This window comes from Desulfobacula sp., from assembly GCF_021107415.1.
In genome coordinates this window covers 1-10,348 of the sequence record NZ_JAIOSW010000181.1, presented here as the reverse complement: position 1 = coordinate 10,348, position 10,348 = coordinate 1, and the positions used below count along the sequence as shown (strand labels likewise).

The 10,348-nt window shown below is 41.2% G+C and carries 13 protein-coding genes; 5 read left to right on the top strand and 8 right to left on the bottom strand.

Annotated features, from left to right (window positions below; genetic code table 11):
* The first annotated feature begins 595 nt into the window (after positions 1–595).
* Positions 596–1,066 (top strand): PaaI family thioesterase, encoded by a 471-nt coding sequence (locus K8S13_RS09885; protein WP_291462281.1) that lies wholly within the window; start codon positions 596–598, stop codon positions 1,064–1,066.
* 19 nt (positions 1,067–1,085) lie between these two features.
* Positions 1,086–1,439: a cytoplasmic protein gene (locus K8S13_RS09880; RefSeq protein WP_291462280.1), complete on the top strand. Its 354-nt coding sequence runs from the start codon at positions 1,086–1,088 to the stop codon at positions 1,437–1,439.
* A 188-nt stretch (positions 1,440–1,627) separates the two neighbouring features.
* Here the strand turns inward: K8S13_RS09880 and K8S13_RS09875 are convergent, their stop codons facing one another.
* The 5 genes from K8S13_RS09875 to K8S13_RS09855 all read right to left on the bottom strand — a co-directional run bounded on the left by K8S13_RS09875 (position 1,628) and on the right by K8S13_RS09855 (position 3,770).
* On the bottom strand, positions 1,628–2,212 hold the full coding sequence (locus tag K8S13_RS09875) for a DUF6434 domain-containing protein (RefSeq protein WP_291462279.1): 585 nt from the start codon (positions 2,210–2,212) through the stop codon (positions 1,628–1,630).
* Between the two features lie 145 nt (positions 2,213–2,357).
* A complete protein-coding gene (locus K8S13_RS09870; RefSeq protein ID WP_291462278.1) occupies positions 2,358–2,588 on the bottom strand; it encodes a CopG family transcriptional regulator in 231 nt (76 codons plus the stop codon).
* Positions 2,563–2,991 (bottom strand): BrnT family toxin, encoded by a 429-nt coding sequence (locus K8S13_RS09865; protein WP_291462277.1) that lies wholly within the window; start codon positions 2,989–2,991, stop codon positions 2,563–2,565. Before K8S13_RS09865 ends, K8S13_RS09870 begins: the two co-directional genes overlap by 26 nt.
* A gap of 183 nt (positions 2,992–3,174) precedes the next feature.
* On the bottom strand, positions 3,175–3,510 hold the full coding sequence (locus K8S13_RS09860) for a type II toxin-antitoxin system HicB family antitoxin (protein ID WP_291462276.1): 336 nt from the start codon (positions 3,508–3,510) through the stop codon (positions 3,175–3,177).
* On the bottom strand, positions 3,507–3,770 hold the full coding sequence (locus K8S13_RS09855) for a type II toxin-antitoxin system HicA family toxin (protein WP_291462275.1): 264 nt from the start codon (positions 3,768–3,770) through the stop codon (positions 3,507–3,509). Before K8S13_RS09855 ends, K8S13_RS09860 begins: the two co-directional genes overlap by 4 nt.
* A 214-nt stretch (positions 3,771–3,984) precedes the next feature.
* Here K8S13_RS09855 and K8S13_RS25680 point away from each other — a divergent pair, with 214 nt between their 5' ends.
* Complete coding sequence (locus tag K8S13_RS25680; protein WP_367172554.1) at positions 3,985–4,131, top strand: phage integrase N-terminal SAM-like domain-containing protein; 147 nt, start codon at positions 3,985–3,987, stop codon at positions 4,129–4,131.
* Positions 4,098–4,319, top strand: a complete 222-nt coding sequence (locus tag K8S13_RS09850) for a phage integrase N-terminal SAM-like domain-containing protein (RefSeq protein WP_291462274.1) — start codon at positions 4,098–4,100, stop codon at positions 4,317–4,319. Before K8S13_RS25680 ends, K8S13_RS09850 begins: the two co-directional genes overlap by 34 nt.
* Before the next feature lie 112 nt (positions 4,320–4,431).
* Here the strand turns inward: K8S13_RS09850 and K8S13_RS09845 are convergent, their stop codons facing one another.
* Complete coding sequence (locus tag K8S13_RS09845) at positions 4,432–5,331, bottom strand: SDR family NAD(P)-dependent oxidoreductase (RefSeq protein ID WP_291462273.1); 900 nt, start codon at positions 5,329–5,331, stop codon at positions 4,432–4,434.
* A gap of 195 nt (positions 5,332–5,526) precedes the next feature.
* Here K8S13_RS09845 and K8S13_RS09840 point away from each other — a divergent pair, with 195 nt between their 5' ends.
* A complete protein-coding gene (locus K8S13_RS09840; RefSeq protein ID WP_291462272.1) occupies positions 5,527–6,315 on the top strand; it encodes a TIGR00266 family protein in 789 nt (262 codons plus the stop codon).
* A 20-nt stretch (positions 6,316–6,335) separates the two neighbouring features.
* Here the strand turns inward: K8S13_RS09840 and K8S13_RS09835 are convergent, their stop codons facing one another.
* A complete protein-coding gene (locus K8S13_RS09835; RefSeq protein WP_291462271.1) occupies positions 6,336–8,519 on the bottom strand; it encodes a hypothetical protein in 2,184 nt (727 codons plus the stop codon).
* A 199-nt stretch (positions 8,520–8,718) separates the two neighbouring features.
* Entirely contained in the window at positions 8,719–10,161 is a 1,443-nt protein-coding gene (locus K8S13_RS09830) for a lipopolysaccharide assembly protein LapB (RefSeq protein WP_291462270.1), read from the bottom strand.
* Positions 10,162–10,348: the final 187 nt, after the last annotated feature.

Below are 10,348 nucleotides of genomic sequence, written 5' to 3'. Positions count from 1 at the left end.
TTGTGACTTTAAGTCAGGGTTCATATCGACCTCCATTCCTATTTTTTGTAGAAATATCAAGTAGATAATCGCCTTTGACCATTCAAAGATCAATTATATTTTTGTTACGTCAAGTACATACAAAAATGGAATTTAATCCATGATGAAAATTTTAAATTTCTGATATTGCCTGCTAAAATTACAAAGGTTTTGAGTTTCTTTGATTGAAGTACTGATAGGGTTGAAACTGCCTGGGAGTTCGGGGTATGGGTTGCAGGGAACGGTTGATTGCGATTTTTGTACAGGCTCTTACCGAATGTTGCGCGTTAAGACCGGAAAGTGTCTGAATGAAATGAGTTTTTCCGGTCAGCGCGGCAGAGGTTAGAGCCTGTAGAAATCATTCATCATGTGAGTCGCAATCCATGCCCCGGCCGGATCAAAGCACTGCAATCATTTTAATACTTTTCTATTTTAAATGCGATTACCTGCCATTTTTTCAAATTTATCGCACCGACAAAATAAAAAAGAATTGCAAAACAATTAAAATCCAAAGATAATAAAAAATTGGATTGAACAGCATAATAAAGACAAGCCTATTCAAAAGGAGAAATAGAAGATGGCACAAAAAGCATTTCAGGATTATTATTCGGACGATTTCAGTCATTGTTACGGGTGTGGCAGGCTGAATGAGCATGGATTGCAGATAAAAAGCTATTGGGATGGCAAGGAAAGTGTTGCAAAATACCTTCCCAATGAACACCATATTGCCATTCCCGGATTTGTATATGGCGGTCTGATCGCCTCTCTGATTGACTGCCATTGTACAGGAACTGCAGCGGCGGCCTCCTATCAAAAGGAAGGCAGGGATATGGATACCGAACCGCCCCTGCGGTTTGTCACGGCATCTATAAAAGTGGATTATATTGCCCCGACCCCACTGAATGTAGAACTTGAAATCCGCGGTAAAGTTGTAGAAATAAAAGGGAAAAAAGTAGTGATTGAGGCAAAAGTACTGGCGAACAATAAAACCTGCGCAATAGGAGTTGTTGTAGCTGTCCGGATGCCGGAAACTATGTTATCAAAATAGATTTAAGGAATTTTCAAAAATGGAAAATCAAAGAAAAGTTATCTTTGCATTCCGTGGTGATCCCCTGTGCTTTATCCATGTTCTTCTCAATGGCATTGATCTGAATGAACGCGGCCAGGAAGGATTAATTATCATAGAAGGTGAAGCCGTGACACTCGTTCCCGAGATGAGCAAGCCGGGGCATTTTCTTTCAAGTCTTTACCAGAAAGCAAAAAACCTTGGCATATTGCATGCAGCCTGCAAAGCATGCTCCATTAAGCTTAAAGTTGACAAAGAGATTGAAAAAGAAGGGATACCCCTTATCGGCGACATGTCAGGTCATCCTTCCATGGGAAGCTTTATTGAAAAGGGTTACCAGATCATCACCTTTTAGTGGCCTGTATCCCATTAAAGCGGCAATTATGGTGATTCCGGAAGATTCTACTCCCCGCAGCCAGGCTGCGGGGCTGGGCAACGATAACCGAGAAACTATGACAAAGGTAAAAACTACCGGTTAAATACTGCCTTTCAAAGAACGGCACGGCTTTGCCCAGTCCATCTCCAGCGCCTTGTGTGTTATCTTCATAGTATTTTCAGATCTGTGTCAGAGTATTTATTCTTTCCCGGCTGAGACTTCTTATGTTTCCAGCATTTTATTGCGTCCTTTAAAGACAGATTTTTATTCTTTTCAAAAAAATTTCGTATATATTGATTATACTCACATGACTTCATTATATCAGGTTTATAATTTTTTTCTTTTCTTCTTTCATGCTCTTTTTTCCATTCATTTATATATTGCTTGAATGTAATGCCTGGAGTTGCCTTTATATATTGCATCATGTAGGCGGTGAAATGGAAATGGTTTCCAATTATAGATTTAAAATACTTTCTATATAATTCTGAACTTGTATAATTTTCTGGAATGGGGTTATTCATAGAGTTAGGTAAAACTTGAATGGAATTTTTAGTTTTTAAGCTTTTTATATTGCTTTCTTTTGGTGCGTGACCAGTTTTTAAGAAATAAGCAATACGTGTTGTTAATTCAGGTTTTCTGCCCGTAGTTTTCAATTTATTTTGTTTGCAGAATTCAACAAGTTCTTTTTTATACCAGTACCAATTATTGAAATCATTAATTGATATGTTTTTATTTAATTTTGGTTTATTCATTTTTATAGATAACGCAGAAGTCAGGTGCGGCCAGGGTTACCACAACCTCTGCTTAAAATTATATATTACAATTTCACAACAACCTGCCAAAACGGCGAAGACCCTGGCTGTCACCTGAACTGACAGGTTATAAATTGTTTACAGTTTATGCTTGATGGGTTGCATACTCATCCAGAAGACGACGAATCATTTTCTGATATTGTGTATTGTACTTTTGGGCTTCATTCTTGAAAAAATCGACACTAGCCTTACTGAGCGCAATCGTGACCTTTATGGTTTCATCCTTTAATGCCAGTTCTTCAGGAGATGGCAGAAAATCAGAAACGACTCTGACTTTACCCATCGGTTCATCAGTGTATTTTATTTTCTTTTTCATAGATTCTTTTTCCTTTCCGCCAATATCCAGCGCCAAAAATTCTGATTTTGTTTGAACGGTATGTAAACCTTACAGTCAAGATACCGCCAGAAACTCTTCCTAAACAATAGTATCTTTTTTCATCAATGCTATGTCCCAAATCCTCTAAAATTAGACGACTGTGGTCTAAAAAAGCTAATTGGGCAAAAGCGAATGACACACCGTGTTTCTCTTGATTGGTCTTGATTGGTCTTGTCTTTATCCATGTCCCACTCAAAATCAGCTCTGTTTTCCATAAAAAGAGTATAATGCTATATTTAAATGTTGTCAATATATTTATATGGCTTATTATATGGTAAAATCTATCACAGAAGTCAGGTGCTGCCAGGGTTCCACTGCGTTTGTTAAAAATTATATATTTCAATTTTGCAGAACGCAAAGCTGAGTGGTCGGGGGCTTAATGGCGACAACCTTTGCATAGTTAAAAGTATGTTAAAGCTGAAACTTCCGAGAACCGCTCAGTAGCCCCCGATCCACTCAAGCGGTTTGTTGGAAATGCCGGGCTTCGATTGAAATTATGGACTTAAATTACAATGGAAGTAAACAGTTAAGGAGAATGTACAACCTGATCCAGTGTATCAGCTACCCATTTGTTAAGACTTTTTCCGGCGTGAGCTGCGGCAGCGGCTATTTCAGCATGTATGCCAGGGGGAACGCGCAAAGTCAGCTTGCCGGAATATGGTTTAGCAGGGAGGAGGTTTTCATTTTTACAGTCGGCAAGATAATGGTCAATAGCGTTGTGAAAATCTTCGGTGAGCTTTGCGACAGTTTCACCCTCAAAGGTAATACTATCTTTTATTCCAATCACTTTGCCCCAAAAGATACTATCCCTTTCGTCAAAGTTGATTTTTGCAAAATATCCTTTATAAGTCATACTGTTCATGGCGTTACCTCCAAACCTATTAACCATTCACGAATTTTTTCAACCATATACTTCTTTGCTTCTTTTCCCGGGTGCGGTCTATGAGCGTATTCTCTTGTCCCGAAAAGCTCCAAGACCACCCGTGATCCATCGCACTCTCGAACCGTACCGCCAAGTGCCTTGACCAGAGACTCAATATCGCTGAATTTAATATTTGCCTTGGTAGGTTTGGTAAATATAGCCGACAATGTCTTCCGGTGTTTTGCTTTCATAATATACATATAGTATCATATTGTGCCACCATGGTCAAAAAAGTTTTTTGCAAATTTTTCATAAACTTGAATCCTTATGGCACGCAACAGTGTAAATAAATAGAAAAAAATCTATGTACTACCTATATACAATAGACAATTTTTCTATTTATTGTAATAATATTACTAAAAAGTAGAAAATTTTCTATTGACTTTTCTTCCCTTGTCAGTACAATATGAAACCATGGAAGTCAATCAAAAATTAAAGCCTGATTCATCATTAGAACTCATGGATCAGGTTCGACAGGTTTTACGCTATCATCATTATGCGTATCGGACTGAGGAAACATATTGTAGGTGGATTGCTCAATATTTGAAATTTTTAATTTAAAAAAACACGCCAGAGAAATGGGAAAAAATGAAATTGAAAAATTTTTAAGCTACCTTACAGTCAAACGTTCAGTATCTGCTGCCACACAAAAACAGGCATTGAATGCTATTATTTTTTTGTATAAAGAAGTTTTGGATATTAATATTGATAAAAACTATTTTGGCCGATATTCATTCCCAGGTAGATAAGGTCAAAAAGCTTCTTGCTCAAAGATATGGCAACGCATAGCTCCGCCTGATCGATGAACTTATGGAAATTTATGGATTTGCAGTCATGAATAATAATTCATACGGCAAACTCCTATCTGCCGGTCAAAGGTCTTCCCAGGCTGTAAATTTTACCGCAATCTTCATAGGGAAGTGCATTCTCAAGGCTTTTTATCTGATCAAACTTATCCCGGATTTCTTCTGCCTTTATCAGTCTTTTTGTATCTCCTATGCAACAGCCTTTACCGGAAACCATTGCCGAACGGGCAAACCAACCTGCACTCATGGAAAAAATCATCCCGGATTCCCGGTTCTCTTCAGAACATAAAAAAGTCACAATAGGCGTGTTAAATGCAGGCTTGATTCTTTTGGCCACTTCATCGGGGAAAACCCCGTGGGTCATGGCGGTGGAGGCATTGGGCGCCACTGTATTAATTTTAATATTGTATCTGGCTGTTTCCAGCTTCAAGGTGTTCATGATGCCGATAACACCCATTTTGGCAGCCCCATAATTTGACTGGCCAAAATTTCCATACATGCCCGAGGACGAGGCTGTAAATACAATTCGCCCGTATTGATTCTCCTTCATAATTTTTATAGTTGGCTGGGTGACACAAAAGGCTCCTTTCAAATGAACACCAATGACGTCATCCCACTCTTGTTCCGTCATTTTCATAAATGTCCGGTCCCGCAGTATCCCGGCATTACTAATCAAAATATCCACCTTCCCGAAATGATCCATAGCTGTGTCAACAATATGCTGACCACCTGTCATGGTTGCCACGGAATCGAAACTCGCGACTGCCTGACCGCCTGCCTTTTTAATCTCTTCCACCACCAGATCTGCTGTCCGGCCCTGTTCAGGATGACGGCCGATATCATTGACCACAACGCTGGCCCCTCTTTTTGCAAGATCCAATGCATATTCTCTTCCAATCCCTTCTCCTGCACCCGTTACAATGGCAACCCTGTTTTCAAAAGCAATGGATTCCATCCACCCTCCAAACTATTAAAGTTTTTATCCATATTATCATCAATCAATCTTCTCTTTACTAATCCTTCTTATATCATAAAATAATATTATTAAACCAAATCTTCATAAATTTATTATACAATTCCCCCAAAAAGGTGTATTAAAAAGTTTAAACCTGTTTGATCAATTAATAAACTTAAATTTTCGGAGGAATTTATGAAATGCCATGAAGTCGATTATCAAATATTTGGCAATGATATGCAGACCGTGGAAGTGGAACTTGATCCGGGTGAAACCGTTATTGCCGAGGCCGGTGCCATGAACTGGATGGAAGACGGTATTAATTTTGAAGCCAAAATGGGGGATGGTTCCCAGCCGGACAAAGGATTTATGGGCAAATTGTTTGAGGCTGGCAAACGCAAACTAACTGGGGAATCCCTGTTCATGACTCATTTTACGAATCAGGGACAGGGCAAAAAAAGAGTTGCTTTCAGCGCACCTTATCCCGGTAAAATCATCCCTGTAGATATGACGACAATCGACGGAGAGCTGATCTGCCAGAAAGATGCTTTTTTGTGTGCAGCCCTGGGAACCCAGGTCAGTATTGCATTCAGCAAAAAACTCGGTACCGGATTTTTCGGAGGGGAAGGATTTATCCTCCAACGCCTTGTGGGCGATGGTATGGCATTTGTTCATGCCGGCGGAACCATTGTCAAAAAGGAAATTCAGGGTGAAACCATCCGGGTGGACACCGGCTGTATTGTGGGATTCAGCCCGGGGATTGACTATGATATCCAGAGAGCCGGAAATCTAAAATCAATGTTTTTTGGTGGAGAAGGTCTGTTTCTGGCAACCTTGAGTGGCCATGGGACTATTTACCTTCAAAGCCTGCCATTCTCACGACTGGCGGACCGGGTACTCCAGCACGCACCGTCAGCCGGCGGCAGCAGCAAAGGAGAAGGCTCTATCCTTGGAGGCCTTGGCAGAATGCTGGATGGTGACTAAAGGATAGTGGGTTTTGAATTTTATTGGATAGCCAGGTTTGTAATCTTTTCAGTGACTCGGTAATCAAAGGTTGGATGTTCATAGATCGGCATCCTGGGCTCTGTTTCACTTAATGAATATCCATAAATTGATGCATACTCTGATACATCCTCTCCCATATTGTCAAGCTGAAGGAGGTAATCATAAATGCTTTTGGATTCAATAATAGTGACTTTCCCCATTTTTTCTATAATCGGACTGTGAGTTCTTGTGGAATCATGATCAAATTCAAGAATTCTTCTGCCATCATGGGTAATACCGATGGTCCTGAATGTAAGACTCTTGCCGACACCCGGAAGATTAAGAACATTCCGGTCTGAGGCCAGAAATGATAAATGGGCATCTTTTCTTAACTGATAAATTTTATCGACTGCATTTTCAGCATGTAAGGGCAGCTCCCTGATGTCAGGATAAAATTTATCAGGCAAAAGGCCGATAATCTTTTCTTCCATACATTCCTGAACCAGCCGTGCATTGGGTGAAAACGCGGCATTGTTTTCCATAAACCCTTTAACTGTAAAGGAATAATAGGGAAGAATGCCGATATCATTGAGTGTTTTTCTGAGTTTGGCCGTGTGCCCCCTTCTTGAAGCAGCAGTGGTGAAGACCAGCTGATTGGTTACAAGCCAGCCGGCCTTATTCAACTGCTGTACACAAAACCGGGTTTCAGGGGTTATTTCCATGGGAGATTCAAAATGGGTCTGGAAAATAAATTGCTGAATGCCGATTCTTAATGCTTTTTCTTTAAAATCGGAAAGTATTTGAACAAGGCCCGACTGGATCCTCATGGGAAGATAAACAGGAAGCCTGGTGCCCAGTCTTACCCTTATGATCTGTGCGTATTTTTCCCCGTCTTTTCTTCTCTTATTGGCCTTAAGCTTTCTTTTGGCCATTTTATAAACGCTTTGAAGAATTCTTTTAAGAATTTTATTGGTGGTCATCAGTGCATCACCGCCTGTGATAAGAATGTCCCTTAACTGTGAGTCATTTTCAAAATAATCGATGGATGCTTCCAGACGATCCTCCCAGGACCCCCTGGCCTTTAATTTTTCAAGGTCAAAATTCAAATCCCCATGCTGAAAACCATACATTCTCTGGCAGATGGAACAAAGTCCGCCGCAGGCCCTCCCCATGGTTTTAGGAATCAAAATAGCGACCTTGGGGTATCGTCTGTGAATGCAGTCATCCGGAATAATCCAGCCGGCAGCATTGGGTTTCCCAGGTTCCACGATATCTTCTTTTTCCCAGGCAATAATATTGCCGAATTCATTGATCAATTCTTTTGAATAGATAACATACTGCCTGATGGCAAGATCAGCACCCAAAGAACCGGAAGAAGCCCGGGTGTCCAGAAGCGACAGGTAGTATGGGTTGACAAAGAAGGGGATTCCGACCTTCCTGGCCTGCTTCAGGTTGATCATTGTTTCCCGATCAAGGGAATAATCAAGCATTTCATTCAGGTCTTCAGGTGTTCTGACTGCAAATTTGAGATGAAACTTATGATCATTCCACCATGTTTTGGCAAGGGCTATCTTTTTCCGGGTGGACAGATTCTTTGTAAATTTATACCGCTTGCTTTTAACTTTTCTTTTTTCAATATTTTTTATGATAATTTTAAGTATGCGGAGTTTATTTTTTCCCCTTTGTTTAACCACTTCAGGATCAAGGCCTGATGAATGCCTGTCCATCCATGATTTAATTTCAGGCTTGGCCGGCACAGGATATTCATGTCCTGAAAACTGCATGAAAAGGTGAATCATATCGTAAAAAAAAGCAGGCTTGCCTCCGCCGGTTCCTTTACGGGCGCATTGCATGAGAATAGCAAAGGGATCATTTTCCACCATCTCTCCATTGAGATTTGGATCCTCAAATTGCCTGCCGGAATGCGTGATATAATCCAGAATACGAATGGCAGCATAGTCTTTGAAATTTAATTTTTCAAGCTGATCTTTCCAGGTTTTTTCTTCAGTGTAATATAAATATGCATCCTTGTTTTCTTGAAGGACCTGCAAAGCCCAGATTTTTATTTTCTTTTTTACCTGATGAATGGTATTTGAATTATCAATGATATCTTTAAGACCCGGGTTATCCTTGAATAGTTTTTGCATGAGCCTGTACGCTTTTACATCCGGAAGCGTATGTTCAAGTTCATTCAAAAAGGGCATAGTATTTCCTTATTTTAACTTATTAACAGTCAAAAACTAAAAAAATACTATCAAAAATTAATAATTTTGTCAAAATACAAATGAAAAACTCATCTGAATAAAAAGGTTAGATCTCCCATCTGTAAACACCACGAGATATGTTATCAATTTTTCCTGTTTTCTTAAGACAAAATAGCTGATCAGTGCAGTCTCTTACTACCTATTGGACGATTAACCCCATTTTGTTTTTGATCTCACTGGTTTCTCTGATCCTGTGAAAGCGTTGGCTGTTTTCCAAGGCACGTGTATAGGAATCAAACGCCTTTCCTTTTTGATTGAGCGCTGAATAAATGTCGCCTGCGCGTTTTTGTACCACCGAATCATAGCTGCCGTAAACCTCGCTTTGTTCAATCTGGGCAAGGGCTTGTTCTGTTTCCCGCACCGCTTCTTGTAACCTGCCGGCCCGAAACAGGAACCATCCCAGTCCCGATCTCAAATATGGGTCATCCTGCGGTGCCGGCAAGTTCCTGAGCAGCCCGATAACCTCATCAAGATGCTTTGTTTTTGCCGACAAATCTTTCTGCGCCGTGTAAAGCTGATCAATATGCTCAAACAGTCCAATGCTCGCAAGGGATAATTCAGCCGGTTGCTTTCGCACGACAGACATCCCCTTTTCCAGTGCAGCCCTCGCCCTGGTTATATCGCCTTGCTTGAAATAACCCCAGCCCAGGTTATCCAGACAGACGACGTTATCTGGTTCAAGGGCAACAGCCCTGTTCAAATACCCCAGACCCGTGTCCTGGTTCCTGCCATGTTCAATCAAGGCAAAACCGAGCCGGCTCAGGGCCTTTGTGCTCTTATCATCCAAGGCTACGGCTTTTTCCAGGGCGGTAATCATTTTGTCAATACCGCCGTTTGCCTGGTACATGCTTGCGATCAACAGGAAAAAGCGGGCATGCTCGCCGAAAAGCTGCATCCCATACCCGATCGCCCATTCAGATCTGTTGTAGTCTCCCATTCTCAAGACATATTCCGCTTCCGCCACCATGCCTTCCAAACTGAGAATATAGAGATCGGTAAAACCAATGTGCTGCTGCCCGGGGGCGCCGGGCCGGGGCTTGTATTCCGCAACAATGCCAACGCCGCCATCTTTTGAAAGACCCGGCCACTTGAAGCCCCCTACTTTGACCGGGCTTTTGCCATCCTCTTCAGCGACAGCAGTAAAATAATCATTTTTACGCAGGAGTCGAAAAGTGGTTATGTCGGCGGTCCAGGGTATGCTTTTTGCGAAAAATTGCTTGCCGTGCCGTGAGGTGACAAGACTTGCCCGGGGGCCATCCGGCGTACGCTCCCAGATAAATTTTAAAAGCACACCGTTATTTGTGTAAAAATAGATGGCGCAGGATGAGCCCTCCTGTTTCGGCAAAACCGTAAAACGGACGCTGATCTGGACATATTCGCTGTCAATTTTTTGGGAAAGCCCCAGTTCACCGCCCTGAAAGACGGTGAATACCGTTGTCTCCTCATCAAAGACCGAAAGAGTGCTTTTGTCGTTACCTGAACGGATGATCTCCCACCCTTCGGGAAGTTGATACCCGGCAAGTGCTTCAGTACAGACAAAGGCAAACAAAAAAAGCAGTATTGATGTTATACGGGTCAGCATCCTTTTTTTATTTCCTTTCTATGTTTGCATCTCATTTTTTTTGCAGGGATAGTCAAACGTCTAGTATCCCGTCCCAAAAATTCTGACTATTAAACTGGCAATTTATCTTCCATAAAAACAACTTGATTTGAGCCTATTTTTATGATAGTGTTACTTGTAATTCCTTAAATGGCAAGGAATTATTTTG

Coding starts and splice junctions, on each gene's coding strand:
- K8S13_RS09845 (WP_291462273.1), bottom strand. CDS start 5,331: ATGGAATCCATTGCTTTTGAAAACAGGGTTGCCATTGTAACGGGTGCA.
- K8S13_RS09875 (WP_291462279.1), bottom strand. CDS start 2,212: ATGAATAAACCAAAATTAAATAAAAACATATCAATTAATGATTTCAAT.
- K8S13_RS09835 (WP_291462271.1), bottom strand. CDS start 8,519: ATGCCCTTTTTGAATGAACTTGAACATACGCTTCCGGATGTAAAAGCG.
- K8S13_RS09860 (WP_291462276.1), bottom strand. CDS start 3,510: ATGAACAGTATGACTTATAAAGGATATTTTGCAAAAATCAACTTTGAC.
- K8S13_RS09870 (WP_291462278.1), bottom strand. CDS start 2,588: ATGAAAAAGAAAATAAAATACACTGATGAACCGATGGGTAAAGTCAGA.
- K8S13_RS25680 (WP_367172554.1), top strand. CDS start 3,985: ATGGAAGTCAATCAAAAATTAAAGCCTGATTCATCATTAGAACTCATG.
- K8S13_RS09830 (WP_291462270.1), bottom strand. CDS start 10,161: ATGCTGACCCGTATAACATCAATACTGCTTTTTTTGTTTGCCTTTGTC.
- K8S13_RS09840 (WP_291462272.1), top strand. CDS start 5,527: ATGAAATGCCATGAAGTCGATTATCAAATATTTGGCAATGATATGCAG.
- K8S13_RS09855 (WP_291462275.1), bottom strand. CDS start 3,770: ATGTATATTATGAAAGCAAAACACCGGAAGACATTGTCGGCTATATTT.
- K8S13_RS09885 (WP_291462281.1), top strand. CDS start 596: ATGGCACAAAAAGCATTTCAGGATTATTATTCGGACGATTTCAGTCAT.
- K8S13_RS09880 (WP_291462280.1), top strand. CDS start 1,086: ATGGAAAATCAAAGAAAAGTTATCTTTGCATTCCGTGGTGATCCCCTG.